This window comes from Streptomyces sp. NPDC045846, from assembly GCF_056431605.1.
Genome location: NZ_JBWKKJ010000001.1, coordinates 712,030 through 731,914 on the forward strand (window position 1 = coordinate 712,030; position 19,885 = coordinate 731,914).

The following is a 19,885-nucleotide window of genomic DNA, read 5'->3' on the forward strand; positions in this document are numbered from 1 at the left end:
TTGCGGGCTCCCGGGAGCCGATGAACACAATGGGCACATAGAGGGCGAAACGCACCCCGCAGGCTGTCCTGCGCCAGACCCTCCCCGGCCAGATCACCCTACGTACGGAAGAAGTGTTCGTGAGCGCCGAGCCGCCGTCGTCAGGACGCCCCACAGGACCGCCTTCGGGCCCGCTCTCGGGCCCTTCGCAGCCGAGCCCCTCCGGGCCGGGCGACACCCAGGCGGGCGCGACCCGCGCCGGCTCGACGCCTCCGCCGGGAGCCGGGCGGGCGTCGGGCCCGCCGAGTGGTGGCCCGCCGGGCGGTCCGGCCGGTGGCGGTGGGCACGGCGGCGGGCCCGGTGGACCGGGATCGGGCTCCGGCGCGAGTCCCGGGCCGTCCCGTCCGTGGTGGAAGTCCGCGCCCCGCGTCGCGGCGATCTCCGCCGTCGTGGTGGCCGCGGCCGTGCTGGCGGTCGTCCTCACGCGCCCCGGCGGCTCCTCCAAGAGCACACCGCAGGCCGGGGGCGAGGTCCTCCTCCAGCCCGCGGGAAAGTCGGGGCCCGCCCCCTTCACCGAGTCGACGGCCCGCGGCGAGACCACGCCGTCCTCCCCGGTCGCGCTGCCGAGCTCGTCGGCCCCGGCCAATGCGACGCGCGGTGTCGACGGCGCCGCCCCCGGCCTCTACGGCGGCACCCAGAAGGTCGGCAGCTGCGACGTGGAGCGCCAGGTCACCGCGCTCCAGAAGGACCCGGCCAAGAACAAGGCGTTCGCCTCCGTCCTCGCCATCGAACCGTCCGGAGTGCCGGGCTATCTGCGCGCGCTCACGCCCGTCCGGCTGCGGTTGGACACGCGGGTGACCAACCACGGCTACCGTGACGGCGCCGCGACCAGCTACCAGGCCGTGCTGCAAGCCGGTACGGCGGTCCTCGTCGACGACCGCGGCGTGCCGCGGGTGCGCTGCGCCTGCGGCAACCCGCTGCTGCCGCCCGTGGCCCAGAAGGGCACGCCGAAGCGGACGGGAGAGGCGTGGCCCGGGTACCGGCCGTCGAACGTCGTGGTCGTGGCGCCCGCCGCGCAGGTGGTGAACAAGTTCGTCGTGTACGACCCGGACAGCGGTGCCTGGTTCGAACGGCACAAGGGCGACACGGGCACCAGCGACACGGCGACGAAGCCGCCGGTGCCCCACACCTCCTCGTCCCCCTCCGGCTCGCCCTCCGCCAGTGAGTCGTCCAGTGAGTCGTCCTCGACGCCCCCCGGCCCGACGCCGTGTGTCTCGCTCCCCTCCGGCTCGTCCTCGGCGGGGCCGTGCCCGCACACGCCCGTCCCGCCGTCCGCCCCGCCCTCCTCACCCTCGACGCCGGCCACGCGGCCCCCCTCCTCGCCCGCCACCCAGCCTCCCTCCTCGGCCTCGCAGGAGTCGCCCCCGTCGTCCGAACCAGCGCAACCGCCCTCCTCCTCACGGACGGACGGCGGTCCATGACCGGGCGGGTACCGAACGGGCCGGTCCCGCGTCGGCCGCCCGGGTTCGTACATCGCCGGGTGTAGGGGCGTTCCATCCCGGGGTGCAGGAAGGGCGGTGCAATGTCGGTCCTTGGGGCGTCGTAGCGGCCGGGCAAGCGGACCTAGCGTGAACAGCGTCCGCTTCGGACCCCCCGATGCCGTTTCCCGCAAGGACTTTCCATGATCGAAGCCCACTCCCTCACCAAACGCTACGGCGAGCGCACCGCCGTCGAGGACCTCAGCTTCACGGTGCGCCCCGGCATCGTCACCGGGTTCCTCGGACCGAACGGCGCGGGCAAATCCACCACGATGCGGATGCTCCTCGGCCTCGATGCGCCCACCTCGGGCCACGCGGTCGTGAACGGCAGGCGCTACGCCGAGCACCGGGCTCCGCTGCACGAGGTCGGGGCGATGCTGGAGGCACGGGCGATCCACACCGGGCGCAGCGCCTACAACCACCTTCTGGCCCTCGCGGCCACCACGGGCATCTCGGCCCGCCGGGTGGACGAGGTGATCGACCTGGTGGGTCTGCGTGCCGTCGCGAAGAAGCGGGTGGGCGGCTTCTCCCTGGGCATGGGCCAGCGGCTCGGCATCGCCAGCGCGCTGCTCGGCGATCCGGCCACGGTGATCCTCGACGAGCCGGTCAACGGCCTCGACCCCGAGGGCATCCTGTGGATACGCAATCTGCTCAAGGGGCTCGCCGCCGAAGGGCGCACGGTCCTGGTGTCCTCGCACCTGATGTCCGAAATGGCGCTCACCGCCGAGCACTTGATCGTGATCGGCCGCGGCCGGCTGATCGCCGACACCTCGGTCGCGGAGTTCACGGCGCAGGCCGCGGGCGACCTGGTGCGGGTGCGCACCGATGAGGCGGAGAAGCTGCGCGGCCTGCTCGCGGGCCCCGACGTCACCGTCGCCTCGCAGGAGCCCGGGGTGCTCGAAGTCAGCGGGCTCAGCAGTGACCGGATCGGGCGGATCGCGGCCGACCACGCCATCGCCCTGGCCGAGCTCACCCCGCAGCAGGCCTCGCTCGAAGAGGCGTTCATGGAACTCACCAGGGACTCCGTGGAGTACCAGGCCCCGGCGCCCGAGTTGGTCGCCGCGGGCAGCGAAGGAAGTGCGGCATGACGACGGCATCCATCATCCCCGCCGCGGCGCGCGGCGAGGTGACCCAGGCCCGGGTGATCCACTCCGAGTGGATCAAGCTGCGGTCGCTGCGCTCCACGCTCTTCACGCTGCTCGCCGCCGTCCTCGCGATGATCGGCCTCGGCCTGCTGTTCAGCTACTTCACGGCCGACCGCTGGGCGCACCTGCCCGCAGACGAGAAGGCCCACTTCGATCCCACCCTGGTCAGCCTGCGCGGCTTCTACCTCGCCCAGCTCGCCGTCGGCGTGCTCGGCGTCCTCGTGGTCAGCGGCGAGTACGCGACCGGCATGATCCGCGCCTCGCTGTCCGCGGTGCCCCGCCGGCTGCCCGTGCTGTGGGCCAAGGCGCTGGTGTACGGCGTGGTGGCGTGGGTGCTAACGACGGTCGCTTCGCTGGTGGCCTTCCTCATCGGCCAGGCCGCGATGTCGGGCCACCACCTCGGTACGTCGCTGAGCGCCCCCGGCGTCCTGCGGGCGGTTCTGGGAGCCGGGCTGTACCTGACGGTCGTGGGGCTGCTCGGGGTGGCGTTCGGCGCGCTGATCCGCAACACGGCGGGCGGCATCGCCACCGTGTTCGGCGTCCTGCTCGTCCTGCCGGTGCTCGCGGAGGCGCTGCCCTCCTCGTGGTTCCAGAACATCAACCCGTACCTGCCGAGCACGGCGGGACAGGGGCTCCTCCACATCCACCAGGAGCCGCATACCCTGGCCCCATGGACCGGGTTCGCATTCTTCTGCCTGTACGCGCTGATCGCGCTGGCCGGGGCGGGAGCGGCGCTCAAGCGGCGGGACGCCTGATGAGGCCGGCGGCGACCGGATCCGGCGGCGGCACGGGTGTGACGACGCCGCCCCGCGGCGCTGCCGCCGGTCGCCGCCGGGCGGCGCCATGACGTACGCGCCCGTGGCGGCCGTGCGGCGCCGGGCCGATTCCTGGCGCGCCCTCGGGGCGCGCCTGCGGCTGCGGGCCCTCACCCGGCTCTCGCCGCTCGCGGTGGACGCGCTCTTCGCGGCCGCTGTCTTCGCGGGCCTCTCGGCCATGGGGCGCCGGCCCCTGCACGACCACGTGCTGCTCGTCGTGGGCTTCACCGCGCCGATGGTGCTGCCGCTGGTGTGGCGCAGACGGGCGCCGTTCGCGGTGTTCCTGACGATGTCCGCGGTCGCCCTGGCGCAGTGGTTCGCCGATCAGCGCCTGCCCGCGGACATCGCTCTGCTCATCGCCCTGTACACGGTCGCGGCCCACGCGAGCAGGCGACGCACCTGGCTCGCCATCGGCGTACTGGAGGGCGGGGTGCTCCTGGCGGCGATCCGCTGGGCGCCCGACGACCGGGTGGCCGAGGTGTTCATCGGGATGTCCGCGATGGTCGTCGCCGCCTCGGTCATCGGCATCAACATGCGCGGGCGACGTGCCGCGATGGCCCTGCTCGAAGAGCGGGCGGTGCGCCTGGAACACGAGCGGGACCAGCAGGCCCAGCTGGCCGTCGCGGGAGAGCGCTCCCGGATCGCGCGCGAGATGCACGACATCGTCACGCACAACCTGTCGGTGATGGTGGCCCTCGCCGACGGCGCGGTCTTCGCGCAGGACCGCGCCCCCGAGCGGGCCACCGCCGCGATGCGCCAGGTCTCCACGACCGGGCGGCAGGCGATCACCGACATGCGCCGCTTCCTCGGGGTGCTGCGGGCCGACGAGCCGGACGCCCTGCGCCACCCCATGCCGGCCATCGCGCAGCTGGAGCCGCTGGCCGACCAGGTGCGTGCCGCCGGACTGCCCACCCTGCTGGAGGTCAGCGGCGACCCGTCGGCCGCACCGGCCGCAGCCCAACTGACCGCCTACCGCCTGGTCCAGGAAGCCCTCACCAACACCCTCAAGCACGCGCCGCCCGGCACCCGTGCCACGGTCCGCGTCGCGTGCGGCCCGCAGGAGATCACCGTCGACGTCACGGACGACGGCCCCGCCACCGAGCTCCCCGCCACCACGACCGGGCACGGTCTGCACGGCATGCGGGAGCGGGCCGCGGCCTACGGCGGCGAGCTGACGGCGGGGCCCCGGGCAGGCGGCGGCTGGCAGGTGCGCGCCGTGCTCGCCCTCAACGGAAGCGAAACGTAACCGGATGACCATTCGTGTCCTTCTCGTGGACGACGAGCCGCTGCTGCGCATGGCGTTCACCATGGTGCTCGACGCGCAGGCCGACATGGAGCCGGTCGGCGAGGCAGGTGACGGCGCGGAGGCCGCCCGGCTCGCCCACCAACTGCGCCCCGACGTCGTGCTGATGGACGTCCGCATGCCCGGCACCGACGGCATCGAGGCGACCCGGCGCATCGTGGCCGAGTCCCCCGAGTCGAAGGTCCTCATCCTGACCACCTTCGACCTCGACGAGTACGCCTTCGCCGGGCTGCGGGCCGGGGCCTCGGGATTCCTGCTCAAGAACGCGCTCCCCGAGGAGCTGCTGGCCGCGATCCGCTCCGTGGCCGCGGGTGACGCCGTGGTCGCCCCGCGCGTCACGCGCCTGCTCCTGGAGAACTTCGCCCACCAGCTCCCCACCGGCACCGGTGGCGGCGACGACGAACGGCTCGCCAGGCTCACCACCCGCGAGCGCGAGGTGCTCACGGAGGTCGGCCGGGGACTGTCGAACACGGAGATCGCCGCGGCGCTGCACCTGGCCGAGGCGACGGTGAAGACCCATCTGAACCGCATCCTGGTCAAGCTGGAACTGCGCGACCGGGTGCAGGCCGTGGTGTTCGCGTACGAGACCCGGCTGGTGCGGCCTGCCTGAGCCGGGCCGTCGCCCCGGAGGTCACGGGGCGATCACCGGCAGGGCGTGCGGGTCCACGTCCAGGGTGTAGCGGTCGCGGGCCCCGGCGACCAGGTCGCCGTCGTACTCGAAGAGCAGCGGCTCCCCGTCCGTGCGCTCCACCACCACGCGGCGGCCCCGCGCGTACACGATTCCGGGGCCGCCGACATGGCTGCCGTCGCGGGACAGCCGCAGGAGCTCGGGGAGGGGCAGCGCCGTTCCCGCGACGCAGACGTCGAGCAGGTGGTCGTCCAGGACGGAGTGCGGCAGCAGCATGAACCGGCCGGCGCGGTGGCGACCACCCCCCACGCCCACCGCCACCGTCGGGCCCGCGTGGACGACCTCGCCGTCGACGCTCACCCGGCCCGGGTACGGGCGGAACGCCTCGATGGCGCGAGCCAGGGCGGCCTCGTAGCGGGCCCTTCCGGTGTCGGCGACGGTGCGCGCGGTCAGCAGCGTCTGGGCGGCGAGCCCGGACGAGGCGCCCAGCAGCGCCAGACCGTTCGTCTCGGCCACGCGGGCCAGGTCGATCCGGCGTACGCGCGGCCGTGAGAGAGCGCTCTCCAGGGCGTCCTGCCAGGGCCGGTCGGACCAGATCTCGCGGTAGAAGGAGTTGCCGGTGCCGGACGGCAGCACGAGCAGCGGCACCCGCCGCTCGGCGGGAGCGCTCTCGCACAGGCCCGTCATGAGGTCGTGGGCGGTGCCGTCGCCGCCGACGGACACCACGAGGGCCGGGCCGCCCCGCTCGCCCACCGCAGAGGCGAGCTTGTGGGCGTGGCCCGGCCGCTCGGTCACAGCCAGCTCGACCGCCGCGCCGACCCCCGCGATCCGCCGGACGACTGCCTCCGACATCTCCCGCGTGTACGTTCCCGCGGCCGGATTGGCCACGACCAGAACGGACTGGGGGGATGGAGTCATCGGCGGACACCTCGTCGCGACAGGCGGCTCTTCGGCTGTGGCGGAGAGGGCAGGATTCGAACCTGCGAGGGCTTTCACACCCGGACCGGACCTGTGCCGGACCCCCGTTGGGCCGCTGCGGGTACCTCTCCCCGTACGCCTGGTTCTCGCGTACGTTCCGATCCTGCGCGGACGGGCTGAGATTTCGCTGAGACGGCGCTGAGACCGCGCGCGGGGGCGGCCCCGTCAGCTGGTCGGCTCGGGTGCGCCCAGGCCGCGGTGGGCCAGTTCGAGGACGGCGGCCGTCACCGCCTCGACGTCGATCGGCTCCGCGCCGCTGATCAGGTCGTCGAGGAGGCCGTGCGCGCCGTGGAAGAGCATGCGGCAGACCAGTGCCGTGTCGCCCGCCGAAAAGGCGCCCGCGAGCGCGCCACGGCCGATGAAGTCCGCCATCAGGTCGATGACCCGCTGGTTCGAACTCCGGCAGAGCTCAAGGGACTTGGCGTTGGCCGAGCGGTAGACGATCCGGTGCAGCCCGGCGTTCTCGACGGCGTGCGCCACCAGGGCGCGCACCAGCCGGTCGAGCGTCGGCCACCAGGCTCCGCCCTCGTCGAGGAGCGCCCGGGTGGTCACCAGGAACCGGTCGACGTACTCCTCCCACATCGCGCCGAGCAGATGGTCCTTGGAGTCGAAGTACAGGTAGAACGTGCCCTTCGCGACCTCCCCGGCTTCGGCGAGTTCGGCGACGGTGGCCTCGGTGAACCCCTTCTGGCGGAAGACCTCGGCCGCGCCGCTGAGCAGGGCCGCGCGCCGGTCCTCGGGGCTCCTGGTCACCCGCTTGCGGCGCGGACGGTTCGGGGCACCGGTGGCAGCCATGAACTCGCCTCCATTCGACGGGAGTTGGTCTTGGCCCAATCTACCCCTACGGTGACTGACCGCCAGTCACCGCGCATTGACTGACTGACCGTCGGTCATTATGTTGCGAGTGCCAGCCCGTCCCCGGACCCCTCGTGTGAGGATCCGTCATGAGCGAGACCACCGGCTCCGGCACGGCCGCCGCCCCCAGGAAGGGGCTGCTGCTCGCCTTCCTCTGCTTCGGCGTGTTCATGGTCTACCTGGACGCCACGATCGTGAACGTGGCGCTGCCCGACATCCAGCACGAACTCACGGCCGGAATAACCCAGTTGCAGTGGATCGTGGACGCCTACGCGCTCGCGTTCGCCTGCCTGCTGCTCACCTCGGGCACCCTCGGGGACGTCCTCGGCCGCAAGAAGCTGTTCCTCGGCGGTCTGGTCGGCTTCACTCTCAGCTCGGTGATGTGCGCGCTCTCGGGCTCCATCGGCGTCCTGCTCGTCGGCCGGGCCCTCCAGGGCGTCTGCGGCTCCGTCATGATCCCGGTCTCGCTCGCCCTGGTCTCCGCCGCCTACAGCGAACCGGCCGCCCGGGCCAAAGCCATCGGCATCTGGGCCGGCATCGGCGGGGTCGCGCTCTCCGCCGGCCCCGTGGCCGGTGGGCTGCTCGTCGACCACGTCGGCTGGCAGAGCATCTTCTGGATCAACGTGCCCATCGGAGTCCTCGCCGCGCTGGTGCTCGCCCGGCTCCTCACCGAGAACCGCTCTCCGCGCAGCCGCCGCCCCGACCTGCTCGGGCAGGCGCTGTTCGTCGTGGCGATCGCCGCGCTCGCGTACGCGCTCATCGAGGCCAACAGCCAGGGCTGGGCCTCCGCGGTCATCGTCGGGTCGTTCGCGCTCTCGGCGGTGGCACTGGTGGCCTTCGTGTTCTGGGAGCTCCACCAGCCCGACCCGATGCTCCCGCTCAAGCTCTTCCGCAGCCCGGTCGTCGCGGTCGCCGGAGCCGTCAACTTCCTCAGTCTCTTCGGCCTGTTCGCGGCCATCTTCCTGCTGACCCTCGTCCTGCAGAGCGTTCAGGGGCTGAGCAGCGTGGAGACCGGCGTCCGCTTCCTCGCCCTGACCGTACCCATCATGATCGCCTCGTTCGCGGCGAGCGTCGTCGCCGCCCGGGCAGGCTCGCGCTGGCCCATCGTCGCCGGATCCGTTCTGTCCGCCGCGGGCCTGTACGGGCTGACCGCGCTGGACGTGGACACCGGCTTCGGCGGCTACTGGTGGGCCCTGGCGCTCCTCGGCATTGGCGTCTCCTTCACCGGCGCGCCCGCCACGGTCGCGCTGCTCGGCTCCGTGCCGTCCGAGCAGGCGGGTACGGCCTCCGGCGTCTCCAACACCTTCCGGCAGGTGGGCGCGGTGTTCGGCGTGGCACTCGCCGGGGCGCTGCTCCTGCGCCATCTGCGGGACGCGCTGCCGGGAGCGCTCTCAGCGGCTCCCCTCCCGCAGCAGGTCCGCGCCCGCGCCTACGAACAGCTCAGCGGCGGCGACCTGTCCCAGGCCGGAACGCTGCCGCCCTCGGTCCGCCGTCCCGTCCTGGACGCCGTGGGTCCCGTGTTCATCGACGGCATGCACCTGGTGACGGAGGTAGCCGCGGCGGGCACGCTCGTCGGCGGCCTGTGCGCCCTGGTCCTCCTGCGCGGCCGAGGCGCCGGCGCCACCCCCGCGTCCGACGCGCAGGCCCGCCAAGAGGCCGCCGAGGCCGCCATCGGCCGGAGTCACCCATGACCGAGCCGTCCCTCCTGACCGAACTGGCCCAGTGGGCAAGCGCGTTGGACGTCACGGACGCCCCGGACCGGGTCGTCGCCCATCTCAGGAGCCAACTGCTCAGCCAGCTGGCCGCCGCCCGCGCCGGGTACGGGCACCCGCTGGGCGCCAGGATCACCCAGGCGCACGGGAGCGCTCTCCAGGACGACCCCGAGCGCGCCGCGCACTCCCTGGCCATGGCCACCATCTGCCTGGACTTCGACGACACCGCCTACGCCGGGCACCTTTCCCACTCGTGCGTCAACGTCCCCCTCGTGTACGCGCGACCGCTCGGCCTCGACGGGCGGCGGCTCGCGACCGCGATCCTGGCGGCCAACGAATGCGCGGCACGCATCACCGCCGCCGCCACGCTGGGACCCTTCCGGGGCCAGACCGCCGGGCACACCCACCTCGCCGGTGCGGTGGCGGGCCGGCTGCGCGCCGAGAGCGCTCTCACGCACACCTGGGTGAACGCGTTCGGCCTCGCCCTCACCACCCCCACCTGGACGCTGCCGCACGGCTTCTTCACCACCGACGCCAAGCTGTACACAGCGGCCGTCCCGGTGCGCATCGGCCTCGGCGCGTGTGACGGCGCCCACGCCGGGCTCGACGGCCCGGCCGACGCCCTGGAACACCCGCAGGGCTTCCTGCGACGGTTCGCGGCGCTGCCCCTGCCGGAGGAAGCGGTCGCTGGTCTCGGCACGCTCTGGTACACGGAAACGCTCTCGTACAAGGTCCATCCCGGCAGTGCCTACCTCAGCGCCGCCATCGACTGCGCGGCCGAACTCCACGCGGATCTGGCTCAGTTGGGGGTAGGGGAAAGCGGCGGGGTCGATGAGGTCGCCGAGGTCGTGGTCGAGGGGTCCCTCTTCACCAGTGGTCTCGACCGGGTCTTCCAGGGCGCGTCGGCGGGTCCTCGCTCCAGCGTCGCCGCCCTGAACTTCTCCGTCCCGTACAACGTGGCGACCGCACTGCTGACCGGGGCCCTGGAACCCGCCGACCTGGCGCCGCCCGAGGTCGACCGGCCCGAGCGCTGGACCCTCGCCGCGAAGGTGCGCACCGCACACGACCCGGCGCTGAGCCGGGCCGCGCTGCTCGCCACGGCGCCCCTGGGCCAGGCCCTGCGGCGTGCCGGGCGGCGAGCCGCGGGGTGGGCCGGGGCGGCGGGGCCGGAAGCCGTCGACGCGTTGCCGCCGCCCTGGCTGGACCCGGCGCCCGATTTCCGCTGGGCGACGAAGGATCTGGGCGCCCGGGTCACCGTGCGGCTGCGCGACGGACGCGAGCTGTGCGCCGAGCGGCGCAGCGCCGTCGGCGCGGCGGGCGGCACGGACGGCCCGGGCCACCAGGAGTTGGCCCGACGCAAGTTCCTGCGCTGCGGCGGAAAGCCGGAGGTCCTCGAACTCGTCGAGAACCTCCTGGAGTTGGGCGCGCGTGACGTGGAGCGCCTCGTCGAGCTGGCGCTGGGGGACCTGGCCGGGGCCGTGCCGAGCCCTGGCGCTCGGGCCGTGCCCCCGACACCACCTGACCGTGAGGGGAGCGCGCGCGGGGAGTCCGGGGCGGGGATGCGAGGGCGTGCCGAGCCGGGGGCCGGAGCGGCCACGCGTTCCGGACCCGGGCCAAAGGGGTCGGGGGTGGGGCGGGAACAGTCCTCGGCGCCGTTCACCGAGACGCTGTGGGACACCGTGCGGCTGGAGTCGGCGTACGACGGGCTGTTCCGTGCGATGGCCTACCGGCTCGACGCCGACAGCCACCACGGCGCTGATGTCGGCGCGGCAGCAGGGGCCGGTGAGAGCAGGGAGGCCTGCGAGGCCGAGGAGCACGGGCGCGAGATCGACCGAACGCTCGCTCATCTCGCGCTCAGCGACCGTCTTTTGGCGACTGTCGCGCGGCAGGTGCTCGACGGGGCCGCGTCGCCCGTGCTGGACAATGCGGCCGCCACGGATCCCGTGGCGCTCGACGCGCTCGTCGCGGCGGCCGACCGTGCCGTCCTGGTCGAGCTGGTGCGCCGCAACGCGGCCGAGCTCGTCGGCCTCCTCGCGCGCACACCGGCCCGGTGCCGGACCGCCGACGTACGGGTGCGGCTCGTGAACGGAGCAGGAAAGGAGCTGTTCAGCGGCTCGGTCCCCTGGGGCGAGGTCGTCCGCCTGCGGGCCGAGGAGCAGCTGCCGGGGCACGCGGCACGGATCAACTCGCCAAGTCAGTACGCGAGGTGAGCGAGGAGCGAGAAGCGGCCACGGAGGGCGACGGCGATGCGCCGGACCTCGATCCGGAAGACCGCGACCCGTACGGCCATGAACCACGCCGTCCCGGTCCGCGCGGCCTGCGACCGGGCGAGGCCGAGGGGCCGCTGTCGGCGCTGCCCTGGCGGCGGGCCGTGGTGTTCGGTGGCTGCGAAGCGGGACCGGTGGCGCATGCCGGGGCCCGTGACCACCGCGTCGAGCCGTGGCCCGATCGGGTCGCCTGTGCTCTTCGGCAGGCGGGGCGCGGTGAACTCGCCTGTCTGTCCCTGCGGGCCCGGCGCGACCTCGTTCTGTCCGAAGTGAGGTCCCGGCAACTGGCCCAGGCCCTGGCCTTCGAGGCGGACCTCGCGGTACTCGCCTGCGGCGGTCCAGAGCTACGGGCCCGGATCTTCGACCCGGACGTGGTCGAGTCGGAACTCAGCCGGATCCTGGCCTCGTTGAAGGGGGCCACCTGTCGTGACGCCGTCGTGGTCAGCCCCTTCGACTGGTCGAGCTCCGGCCAGGTGGCACAGGCTCAGCGCGACCGGATCCGCACACGGCAGCTCCTGCTCGTGGAACGCGTAGCGGTGGTGGCGCTCCGGCATGGCGCTCTGCACGTCGACCTGATGGCCCAGCAGAGGGGCATCGACGGTGCGCGCCTGTGGAGTTCAGAACCCGGCCGTCTCAACGGCCGGGGGCACGCCTTCGCCGCCGCGGCGGTCGTACGGGCCCTGGCCGAGCAGGCGCGGTCACGCTGAAGGCCGGTCCGCCCGCGGTGTGGCGGAGGCCGCCGTCCCCTCCGGTACGGCGGCCTCCGCACCGGTGCCGTCCAGACGCGCCGGGAGCGACCGGTCGGTGCTCACAGGGCGTCCGCGAGGCCCATGTACTCCAGACGGCGGCGCTGCATGGCGTCCGCCCAGCCGAGCGCGGTCGTCATCCGCTCCTCGACATCGGTGTCCACCAGGCGGCGGCCCGGCCAGATCTCGTAGTCGCCGACCAGCTCCGCGTGCTTGCGCAGTCCCTCTTGGAACAGCGACTCACGCCGGGCGATCATGTCCGTGGCGGGCAGTGAGCCCCACAACTCGCGTCCCGCGGCGATCAGTTCGAGCAGGCGCGGTGTGTCCTGCGGGTGGTTCAGGAGATGCTCGCGGGCGATCGAGCTGCCCACCGTGAGGTGGCGGATCTCGTCGATGGCGGCGCCCCGCTCGATGTCGGCGGCCGCCGGGTCGAAGATCCGCCACTTGCGCTCGCTGAGCTCCGCCGCGGGCGCGAGCACCCCCTCGACCAGGATGGTCAGGACGACCACGCCCCCGATGAAGTCGCCCTCGTCGCGCAGCACGCGCAGTCCGAGCTCCTCCAGCGGGGTGAGCACGGCATCGCGGTCCGGTCCGGCCAGCCTCTCCACGGTTGGCCCCAGGTCGTGCTCGGCCACCCCCAGCGAGGTCAGATGGGTCCGGAAGACCATTGAATGCCGTGCCTCGTCCAGGAGTTGGGTGGCGTAGAACTCCATGCTGTCGACATCGGGCGCCAGGGCCACCAGCTGGGAGATCGCGCGGGTCGCCTTCTCCTCGGCGATCGAGCGGAACGCCAGCTCCTGGGTCAGCGCGTCGTTGAGCGGCCCCGGCTCACTGGTCACCGCCAGCGGGCGTACGTCGGCCGCGTGCCCCAGCTCCTGGCCGCGCAGGGTGCCCTGCGGGACGGCACGCAGCCAGTACCGCAGGTTGCAGTCCGCGGCGCTCAGTTCCAGACGCGTCGCCCCGTCCACCAGGGACGGGGCGCGTTCCCAGTCGGCCTCGGCGGGAAACGCGGCGAGAGCGCTCTCAGCGGCCGCGGTCGGGGTCTCGTCCGCCCTGGTCTCGGTCATGGGCCTCAGCTCCTGGTCTCGGTCATCGGGCCAACTCCTGGTGTCGGACATCGCGTTCGGCCTCCGTCGGTGGTGAGCAGGGGAGTGCCGCTGCCCGAGTACGAGGCGAGCACCCGGGCGATGAGCAGTTCGTGGTCGCCGACCGGTACGCTCCGCTCGATCCGGCACTCCAGGCGCCCCACCGTGCCCGCGAGCAGCGGCACGCCGTCGGCCGTGTACGGCTCCCACGCCGCCGCGACCTCGGGGCCGAACAGGGCCGGCCCCTCACCGCGGTCGCGCCGGGCGAAGTACCGCGCCAGCGGCTCCTGTTGGGCCGCGAGGCCGTTGACGACGAACCGGCCCGCGGCGATGAGGGCGCCCAGACCCCGGCTGCCCCGGCGCAGTGCCACCGAGACCATCGGGGGCCGGACCGAGGCCACGGACAGCGTGCTGACCGTGACCCCGTGCGCCCGTTCCGCCACCCCGCACGTCAGCACCGACACCCCCGAAACGAAACGCCAGCCCGCGCGGGCGGACACGGCCCCCGGCGCCGTCATGACGACCTCGCGTCGAGCCGTCGGGCGAGCCGCTCCCGGTCCGCGGTTCTGGCCGCGTATTCGCCGCTGAAGCGCTGGTACGCGGGGTGTGCCACGGGCTCGAAGCTCACGCCGAACGGCTTCAGGAAGTTCCCGAAGATCGCGCGGTCGCCGAACAGGTGGAGGGGCAGGGCGAGCAGCGCCCACTCGGCGCCGAACAGCCACATCCACGCCAGGGCCACCAGTGTCTGCGTGGCCAGGCTGTGCATCACGTTGTACAGCACGTAATACACGTGCGGGATACGGCCGTTCGGGCTGCGGCGGTGGGCGAGCGCGCCGGGGAGGTAGCCCACCAGGTCGATGTACACGAACAGGCCGGCCGCCACCGTCCACCGCACCTCGCCGAGGTGGGCGAAGAAGAACCCGGCGGCGACGCCGAGCCCGACCGCGTACTCCAGGCGGGCGAGCCGGTAGGTCACCGGAGTCTCGAAGAGGTTCCGGGCGTCCATCAGGCGGCCGCCCCCGGCAGGTCCCGAGGGGGCGCGCCGGCGGTGGCCCGGGCGACCGCGTGCGCCACCGGTTCGTCGCCGACCACATGGGCCCGCGCGAAGAGGCTGGTGACGACCACGCCGATGGTCTCCTTGAGCACCCGGGCCGCGACCGGGTCGAGGATTCCCGCGAGGCTCGGTATGCCGAAGTCGAACTCGGCGGCGAAGTGCACCAGGCAGTCCTCGCCGTCCTCGGTCACCGACCACGTACCGGCGAACTCGGCGAAGTCGCCTTCGAGTTGGCGGAAGACGATGCGCAGCCGAGCCTCGTCGAAGCGGTCGGTCTCGGTCCAGCGCAGAATGCCGTTGCGGAAGTACACCTCCCAGTCGCTGCGTTCCTCGGACTCGCCGACCTCATGGACCGTCACGGACCGTACGACGGGGGCGAGTTCGGGGTAGCGGGCGTAGTCCTTGATGCGTTGGTAGGCCGTGCCGGGGCAGACCGCCTCGACGCGGACGGTCAGTTGCGTACTGCGCATGGGTGTCTCAGCCACTTTCACGGGTCGGTGTGGAGCGAGCGGCCTGGGCCCGGCAGGCCCGGTCCACCGCCTCGTACAGGAAGTCCAGGTCGCCGCGGGTCAGGACCGCGGGCGGGGTGAGCCGCAGGACCAGATGGGAGTTGAGGGAGTGGTTGGCGATGACGCCGTGCTGGATCAGCTCGATCAGCAGCTCGCCCGCCGGGCCCGGTTCCGCGAACTCGATGCCCAGCAGCAGCCCGCGCCCGCGCACCTCCCGCACGGCCGGCCCGTAGTGGCCGCGCACGATGCGGCCCACCACCCGAAGGATCTCGTCGCCCAGCACCCGCGCCCGCCCGACCAGGTTGTCCTCGCGCAGGGCCGCGATCGCTCCGCGCGCGGCGGCCATCGCGAGCGGAGCGCCGGAGAACGTCGAGGTGTGCAGATACGGGTCGCGGTCGAAGGCCTCGAAGGCCTCCGGGGTCGCGAGCACCGCGGACACCGGCACCACGCCGCCGCTGAGGCCCTTGCCGACGAGCAGCAGATCGGGGCGCACGCCCTCGGGACCGCAGCCCCACCAGGTGCCGAGCCGTCCGAGACCGGTCTGGATCTCGTCGACGGCGAGCAGCGCGCCGTACTCCCGGCACAGGCTCTCCACCGTGCCCAGATAGCCGGGCGGCGGAATGACGACGCCCGCCTCGCCCTGCACCGGTTCGACGAAGACACACGCCTCGCCCGGGCACGCGGCGAGCTCCTTGCGCAGCGCCTCCGCATCGCCGTACGGCACATGGGTGGCCAGGGGCAGCAGCGGGCGGAACGGGTCCTGGAAGACGTCCTTGCCGGTGAGGCTGAGCGCTCCCATCGTCTTGCCGTGGTAGCCGTCCGCCATCGAGATCAGCCGGGTCCTGCCACGGGTGCGGGCCACCTTGATCGCGGCCTCCACCGCTTCGGCGCCCGAGCCCGCGAAGTGCACCCGCTCGAGGCCGGGCGGGGCCACCGCCACCAGGGCCTCGGCGGCGAGTGCCGCCTGGGGCTCCAGGAACAGGCGGGTCGCCACCGGGTGGTGCTCCAGCTGTTCGCGCACGTGGCGCAGCACCGTGGGGTGTTTCGCGCCGGTGAGGAAGACGCCGTAACCACCGCAGTTGAGGAACCTGCGTCCCTCGGCCGTGGTGACCCAGGCCCCCTCGGAGGCCACCTCCACGTGCCCGCCGAACATCTCGCCGAGCGTCGCCCGGCCCTTGCTGAGCCGGGCCCGGTACAGGTTCCCGAGTGCTTCGCGGCCGGGCAGTTCCCCGGCCGGTGGTGTCGTGACCGTCATGGTGTTCACCTCCTTCAGGACAGCCGCAGCGGGCGGCCGTCGACGTGGTCGAGGAAGGGCGCGGCGAAGCTCGCCCGGGACGGCGGGTGGAAGGAGAGCCCGTGCGAGACCGCCGCGAGATAGGCCACGTCGGAGGAGCCGGCGAACGCCATGCCGCCGAGCATCTCGACCGCGAGCCGCACGGCCCGGCCGAGGGCGTCCTGGGCCGCGTACCGGGCGACCAGCGTCTTGGCGAGCGCCTCGTTCGCGTGCCGGCGGTCCCCGAGCATCCGCGCCACGCCCTCCAGGAGCAGTGCGGCGCTCTCGTACGTCGTGAACAATTCGGCGCGGTCGGAGATGCTGCCCCGGCCACCGGCATGGGCCCGGTCGACCAGGGCGCCCGCCATGCCCAGGTACGAGGCCGAGATCAGCAGCTCGAACCAGATGAAGCCGACCGTCTGGAGCTCGTCCAGCTCGCCCGCTTCCCCCAACTCGGGCCGCACGACGAGCTGTTCGTCGACGAACGCGTCGGTCAGGCGCACCTCCTCGCTCTCGGCGCCCGCGAGGGCCCAGCTCTTCCAGAACGGGTGGACGGTGAGGCCCGGCGTGGCGCGCGGCACGAGGAGCACCGCCATCTCGGTGCCGGAGTCGGTGGGCAGGGCCACGGACGCGGTGAGCAGGTCCATGGAGTGCGCCAGGCTGCACGGCTTCTTGGAGCCGCTGACGAGATAGCCGCCGTCGGCCTTGGTCGCGGTCATCGTCGGCGACAGGATGCCCTGGCCCGGCCGTCCCTCGGCGAAGCCGGAGGAGACCAGGAGTCGCTGCTCGGCGATGCCTTCGAGCAGTGCCCACTCCATGCCGGTGCTCTGGATGCTGTCGGCGAGCGTGAACAGGGTGGCCACCGAGAAGTGGTGCATGGTGGTGCCCACGGCCAGCGACGGCGAGAGCGCCGCGATGGCCCGCACCACGGAGAGCGCTTCCATCGGCGTGGCACCGGCCCCCTGGTACGCCTCCGGGATCACCAGGGCCGGGCCGCCGCACGCCTTGAAGTGTGCGATGGCCGGGCTGCCCGGCGCCTCCAGTTCGGCCATCGGGACGTCGGCCAGCTTGCCGAGCAGTCCGGGCAGGAAGGCCTCGCAGACCTCGGCGGCTCGTTGGGTCGAACGCATCGGGCCCTCCTCAGGCCGCACTGCTGTCGGTGCCGAACACGGCGTCGCGCGGCCGGATGCCGCCGGGTGCCACGCTCACGCCCTGCACATGCGTGGTGCGCAGCATCGGGTAGTTGGCCTCGCCGAACACGCCCCCGGTCAGGCCGGTGCCGCCGTGCGAGGGCAGATAGGGCAGGAAGCCGATGTGCGAGTCGTTGACCTTGAGCAGGCCGCCCTCGGTGACCCGGGCCACGAACCGGTCGACGACCGCGCGGTCGCGGGCCCACAGCGAGTTGCGCAGGCCGTACCAGTTGGTGTTCACGAAGTCGATGAACGACGCCAACAGCGCCTCGTCCGGGGCGGGTTCGGCCACGATGACCGGGAGCAGCGGGAAGAGCGTCTCGTGCCGCACCGCCTGCACCCGCCGTGCCTGTGCGAGCCCGTCCACCCGGACCACCGTCGGCTCCAGGAAGATGCCGTTGGCGTCGCGGGCCCCGTCGAGCTGCATGGCGTGGCCGCCGCAGACCAGTTCGGCGCCGTGGGCCAGGGCGTCGTCGAGGCACGCGAAGAACTTCTCGTTGCGCAGCACCGGGGTCAGCAGCACCCCCTCGTCGGCGGCGCGGCCGGGCCTGATCCGCTGCGCCTGGCGGGCCAGTTCGGCCACCAGGGCGTCGGCGACCTCGGGGTGGGCGACCACCTGGTTGGGGATCATGCACAGCTGGCCCGAGCCGTAGAAGCCCTCGGTCAGCGCCTCGGCGGCGAGTTCGACATCGGCGTCCTTCCAGACCGTCACGATGTCGTTGCCGGCGAGTTCGAGGATCGGCTTCTTTCCGGCGGCGATGCACCGCTCCTGGAACCGCAGACCGCTCTCGCTGGCGCCGAAGTACATGATGTCGTCGACGTGCTCACTGGCCAGCCAGGTGTTCAGCATCGGCCCCGGGTCGCCGCACACCACGCCGAGCGTGCCGGGCGGCGCGCCGACCTCGTCGAGGACGGGGGCGACCAGTTCCTGGAGCGCGTACATCACGCCGAGCGGGCCACTGCGCGGCGCCCGCACCACCAGGGCGTTGCCCGCGAAGATCGCGTACACGCCGAGCAGGGCGCTGGCCATCGGCGCGTTCTGCGGCGGGTTGAGGCAGACCACCCCGTCGGGCCGGCGCCGTACGGAGATCTCGCGCACCCCGTGCCGGAACTCCTGGATCATCTGGGAGTGGTAGAAGGCGATCGACTCCGGGCTCCAGCACTGGAGCATCCCGGACACCTCCCAGCGGGCGAGCGCCAGCGGATGCCCCTCCTGGACGAGCACCTCGATGATCTCGTCGGTGCGCTCGGCGATCCGCTCGCGCAGCCGGGTGCAGACCTCGTCGAGGCGTATGTCCAAGGGCATCGCGCCCCACTCGGCGGCGGCGCCCGAGGCGGCTGAGAGCGCTTCCTCGACCGTGGCGGCGGAGGCCTTGGCCACGCGGGCGACGACGGACTCGGGCAGCGGCCCGATCGGCGTCCAGCCCTTCTCCAGCTTCCGCTTGAGCGTGAGACTGCTGAACGCGTCGTCGAGCAGGGCCGCCGCATCCACGACGTACACCCACTCCTCACCCGGCACGCTCCGGCCCGCCACGTACGAACCGTAGGAACGCGCTCCCCGGGCGAGCAGCACGTCGTCGGGATGGAGCAGTGCACGCGATTTCGCTGATATTCCGGTCACGCAAGGCCCCCGTTTACGTCCGCCCCGTGGTGCGCGGCGGAAATTGCCTGAATGTTTCGCAGTAAATTTTCCAGGGCGGCCTGAGACGCACCTGAGACGGCGCTGAGACGGCCGCGTCAGGGAATTCGACGGGGCGCGGTGCGAGGATTCGCGGGACCAGGGGAGGAGCATCGATGACCGGTCATGTCCTTGCCATGGACAGCGTGCTGAGGGAACTGCGGGACCACGCGGACCATCCCAGCGCGTTTCTGGCGATGAACGCGGGAAACGAGTACTTCACCGTGCCCGGGAGGGCGGGTGTGATCGCCTATCGGAGTGCCGGGCGGTATCTGATGCAGTTCGGCGGGGTCTTCGCGCCGGAGCATGTGCGAGAGGAACTCCTGCGTGATTTCCTCGACTTCGCGCGGGCACGCCGCGCCACCGTCGCGGCCGTCCAGTTGCAGAGCGAGGACGTCGCCCTCTACGCGCGCTGTGGATTCACTGTGAACCAGGTCGGCGCCTCGTACTCCCTGCGCCTTTCCGAATTCGGGCTCACAGGCTCGCGTTTCGTGAAACTGCGCAACAAGGTCTCGCGGGCGCGCCGCAGCGGACTCACCGTGTCCGAGGAGCCGTACGAGGAGGTCGTCGACGCGGTGCGGGCCATCGACCGGCAGTGGCTGCGGGGCAAGGGGCGGCACGTCAAGGAGATCGAGTTCCTCGTGGGCCAGCTGGGCGGTCCGGGGCAGGCCCACCGCAGGCTGTTCACCGGGCGGATCGGGGGCGAACCGGTCGCCTACATCTCGTACTCGCCCGCCTTCGGCCGGCGCCCCGGGCTGCTGCACGACCTCAGCCGCCGCGTGCCGCAGGCCGTCCCGGGCCTCCTGGAGACGATCAACCTGACCGCCGTGGAGACCTTCCGCGCGGAGGGTGCCGCGTGGCTGCACCTCGGCTTCACCCCGTTCACCGGCCTCGCGCCCGAGCACGAGGCCCCGTCGGCCAGTCGGCCCACGGCCTGGTTCCTGCGACAGCTCGCCGCCCACGGCGAGAAGGTGTACCCCGCCGCGAGCCAGCTGGCGTACAAACAGAAATGGGCGCCACAGCTGGTCCTGCCCGAGTACCTGGCCTTCCAGGGGAGGGCCCGGGCAGGCGCCATCTGGCAGCTGTTGCGGGTCACCAACTCTCTGTGAAGCGACGGGTGTTGTGCTCGT

The 19,885-nt window shown here is 72.8% G+C and carries 18 protein-coding genes and 1 tRNA gene; 9 read left to right on the forward strand and 10 right to left on the reverse strand.

Annotated elements, in window-relative coordinates; all coding sequences use genetic code 11:
- Positions 1-119 precede the first annotated feature (119 nt).
- From AC07F3_RS03135 to AC07F3_RS03155, 5 genes are all read left to right on the forward strand, one after another.
- Entirely contained in the window at positions 120-1,460 is a 1,341-nt protein-coding gene (locus AC07F3_RS03135) for a DUF6777 domain-containing protein (protein ID WP_479109891.1), read from the forward strand.
- Positions 1,461-1,660: 200 nt separating this feature from the next.
- Positions 1,661-2,605 (forward strand): ABC transporter ATP-binding protein, encoded by a 945-nt coding sequence (locus AC07F3_RS03140; protein WP_479109893.1) that lies wholly within the window; start codon positions 1,661-1,663, stop codon positions 2,603-2,605.
- The gene (locus AC07F3_RS03145) at positions 2,602-3,417 is read left to right on the forward strand and encodes an ABC transporter permease (protein WP_479109895.1); all 816 of its coding nucleotides are present in this window, start codon (positions 2,602-2,604) and stop codon (positions 3,415-3,417) included. Before AC07F3_RS03140 ends, AC07F3_RS03145 begins: the two co-directional genes overlap by 4 nt.
- Before the next feature lie 88 nt (positions 3,418-3,505).
- The gene (locus tag AC07F3_RS03150) at positions 3,506-4,723 is read left to right on the forward strand and encodes a sensor histidine kinase (RefSeq protein ID WP_479109896.1); all 1,218 of its coding nucleotides are present in this window, start codon (positions 3,506-3,508) and stop codon (positions 4,721-4,723) included.
- A 4-nt stretch (positions 4,724-4,727) separates the two neighbouring features.
- On the forward strand, positions 4,728-5,390 hold the full coding sequence (locus AC07F3_RS03155; RefSeq protein WP_479109898.1) for a response regulator: 663 nt from the start codon (positions 4,728-4,730) through the stop codon (positions 5,388-5,390).
- A gap of 21 nt (positions 5,391-5,411) precedes the next feature.
- Here AC07F3_RS03155 and AC07F3_RS03160 read toward each other — a convergent pair whose 3' ends face one another.
- The 3 genes from AC07F3_RS03160 to AC07F3_RS03170 all read right to left on the reverse strand — a co-directional run bounded on the left by AC07F3_RS03160 (position 5,412) and on the right by AC07F3_RS03170 (position 7,181).
- Positions 5,412-6,326 (reverse strand): diacylglycerol/lipid kinase family protein, encoded by a 915-nt coding sequence (locus tag AC07F3_RS03160; RefSeq protein ID WP_479109900.1) that lies wholly within the window; start codon positions 6,324-6,326, stop codon positions 5,412-5,414.
- Between the two features lie 38 nt (positions 6,327-6,364).
- Positions 6,365-6,457 (reverse strand) — tRNA-Leu (locus AC07F3_RS03165).
- 94 nt (positions 6,458-6,551) lie between these two features.
- Positions 6,552-7,181, reverse strand: a complete 630-nt coding sequence (locus AC07F3_RS03170; RefSeq protein WP_479109902.1) for a TetR/AcrR family transcriptional regulator — start codon at positions 7,179-7,181, stop codon at positions 6,552-6,554.
- Between the two features lie 149 nt (positions 7,182-7,330).
- Between AC07F3_RS03170 and AC07F3_RS03175 the strand changes: the two genes are divergently transcribed.
- Genes AC07F3_RS03175 through AC07F3_RS03185 form a run of 3 tightly spaced genes read left to right on the forward strand, consistent with a single transcriptional unit; the run spans position 7,331 to position 11,927 of the window.
- Positions 7,331-8,932 carry an MFS transporter gene (locus tag AC07F3_RS03175; protein WP_479109904.1) on the forward strand — a complete coding sequence of 534 codons (1,602 nt, stop codon included), beginning with the start codon at positions 7,331-7,333 and terminating at the stop codon, positions 8,930-8,932.
- A complete protein-coding gene (locus AC07F3_RS03180) occupies positions 8,929-11,163 on the forward strand; it encodes an MmgE/PrpD family protein (RefSeq protein ID WP_479109906.1) in 2,235 nt (744 codons plus the stop codon). Before AC07F3_RS03175 ends, AC07F3_RS03180 begins: the two co-directional genes overlap by 4 nt.
- Positions 11,160-11,927 (forward strand): SGNH/GDSL hydrolase family protein, encoded by a 768-nt coding sequence (locus tag AC07F3_RS03185; protein ID WP_479109908.1) that lies wholly within the window; start codon positions 11,160-11,162, stop codon positions 11,925-11,927. Before AC07F3_RS03180 ends, AC07F3_RS03185 begins: the two co-directional genes overlap by 4 nt.
- A 101-nt stretch (positions 11,928-12,028) precedes the next feature.
- Here the strand turns inward: AC07F3_RS03185 and AC07F3_RS03190 are convergent, their stop codons facing one another.
- The 7 genes from AC07F3_RS03190 to AC07F3_RS03220 are packed head-to-tail and all read right to left on the reverse strand — an operon-like array spanning position 12,029 to position 18,689.
- Complete coding sequence (locus AC07F3_RS03190; protein ID WP_479109909.1) at positions 12,029-13,033, reverse strand: VlmB-like protein; 1,005 nt, start codon at positions 13,031-13,033, stop codon at positions 12,029-12,031.
- Between the two features lie 5 nt (positions 13,034-13,038).
- Positions 13,039-13,569, reverse strand: coding sequence for a flavin reductase family protein (locus AC07F3_RS03195; RefSeq protein WP_479109911.1), 531 nt, complete (start codon positions 13,567-13,569; stop codon positions 13,039-13,041).
- Positions 13,566-14,057 (reverse strand): hypothetical protein, encoded by a 492-nt coding sequence (locus tag AC07F3_RS03200; RefSeq protein WP_479109913.1) that lies wholly within the window; start codon positions 14,055-14,057, stop codon positions 13,566-13,568. The genes AC07F3_RS03195 and AC07F3_RS03200 overlap by 4 nt, the downstream gene beginning before the upstream one ends.
- A complete protein-coding gene (locus AC07F3_RS03205) occupies positions 14,057-14,575 on the reverse strand; it encodes a type II toxin-antitoxin system RatA family toxin (RefSeq protein ID WP_479109915.1) in 519 nt (172 codons plus the stop codon). Before AC07F3_RS03205 ends, AC07F3_RS03200 begins: the two co-directional genes overlap by 1 nt.
- Before the next feature lie 7 nt (positions 14,576-14,582).
- A complete protein-coding gene (locus AC07F3_RS03210) occupies positions 14,583-15,869 on the reverse strand; it encodes an aspartate aminotransferase family protein (protein WP_479109917.1) in 1,287 nt (428 codons plus the stop codon).
- A gap of 14 nt (positions 15,870-15,883) precedes the next feature.
- The gene (locus AC07F3_RS03215; RefSeq protein ID WP_479109919.1) at positions 15,884-17,017 is read right to left on the reverse strand and encodes an acyl-CoA dehydrogenase family protein; all 1,134 of its coding nucleotides are present in this window, start codon (positions 17,015-17,017) and stop codon (positions 15,884-15,886) included.
- 10 nt (positions 17,018-17,027) lie between these two features.
- Positions 17,028-18,689, reverse strand: coding sequence for an aldehyde dehydrogenase family protein (locus tag AC07F3_RS03220; protein ID WP_479110594.1), 1,662 nt, complete (start codon positions 18,687-18,689; stop codon positions 17,028-17,030).
- A 203-nt stretch (positions 18,690-18,892) separates the two neighbouring features.
- Here AC07F3_RS03220 and AC07F3_RS03225 point away from each other — a divergent pair, with 203 nt between their 5' ends.
- Positions 18,893-19,864 carry a phosphatidylglycerol lysyltransferase domain-containing protein gene (locus AC07F3_RS03225; RefSeq protein WP_479110596.1) on the forward strand — a complete coding sequence of 324 codons (972 nt, stop codon included), beginning with the start codon at positions 18,893-18,895 and terminating at the stop codon, positions 19,862-19,864.
- Positions 19,865-19,885 lie beyond the last annotated feature (21 nt).

What these genes read in the sequence shown, in the direction of transcription:
- AC07F3_RS03170 (WP_479109902.1), bottom strand. Translation starts at nt 7,181, where the DNA reads ATGGCTGCCACCGGTGCCCCGAACCGTCCGCGCCGCAAGCGGGTGACC.
- AC07F3_RS03215 (WP_479109919.1), bottom strand. Translation starts at nt 17,017, where the DNA reads ATGCGTTCGACCCAACGAGCCGCCGAGGTCTGCGAGGCCTTCCTGCCC.
- AC07F3_RS03210 (WP_479109917.1), bottom strand. Translation starts at nt 15,869, where the DNA reads ATGACGGTCACGACACCACCGGCCGGGGAACTGCCCGGCCGCGAAGCA.
- AC07F3_RS03160 (WP_479109900.1), bottom strand. Translation starts at nt 6,326, where the DNA reads ATGACTCCATCCCCCCAGTCCGTTCTGGTCGTGGCCAATCCGGCCGCG.
- AC07F3_RS03205 (WP_479109915.1), bottom strand. Translation starts at nt 14,575, where the DNA reads ATGCGCAGTACGCAACTGACCGTCCGCGTCGAGGCGGTCTGCCCCGGC.
- AC07F3_RS03155 (WP_479109898.1), top strand. Translation starts at nt 4,728, where the DNA reads ATGACCATTCGTGTCCTTCTCGTGGACGACGAGCCGCTGCTGCGCATG.
- AC07F3_RS03140 (WP_479109893.1), top strand. Translation starts at nt 1,661, where the DNA reads ATGATCGAAGCCCACTCCCTCACCAAACGCTACGGCGAGCGCACCGCC.
- AC07F3_RS03195 (WP_479109911.1), bottom strand. Translation starts at nt 13,569, where the DNA reads ATGACGGCGCCGGGGGCCGTGTCCGCCCGCGCGGGCTGGCGTTTCGTT.
- AC07F3_RS03190 (WP_479109909.1), bottom strand. Translation starts at nt 13,033, where the DNA reads ATGACCGAGACCAGGGCGGACGAGACCCCGACCGCGGCCGCTGAGAGC.
- AC07F3_RS03150 (WP_479109896.1), top strand. Translation starts at nt 3,506, where the DNA reads ATGACGTACGCGCCCGTGGCGGCCGTGCGGCGCCGGGCCGATTCCTGG.
- AC07F3_RS03200 (WP_479109913.1), bottom strand. Translation starts at nt 14,057, where the DNA reads ATGGACGCCCGGAACCTCTTCGAGACTCCGGTGACCTACCGGCTCGCC.
- AC07F3_RS03145 (WP_479109895.1), top strand. Translation starts at nt 2,602, where the DNA reads ATGACGACGGCATCCATCATCCCCGCCGCGGCGCGCGGCGAGGTGACC.
- AC07F3_RS03180 (WP_479109906.1), top strand. Translation starts at nt 8,929, where the DNA reads ATGACCGAGCCGTCCCTCCTGACCGAACTGGCCCAGTGGGCAAGCGCG.
- AC07F3_RS03175 (WP_479109904.1), top strand. Translation starts at nt 7,331, where the DNA reads ATGAGCGAGACCACCGGCTCCGGCACGGCCGCCGCCCCCAGGAAGGGG.
- AC07F3_RS03225 (WP_479110596.1), top strand. Translation starts at nt 18,893, where the DNA reads ATGGACAGCGTGCTGAGGGAACTGCGGGACCACGCGGACCATCCCAGC.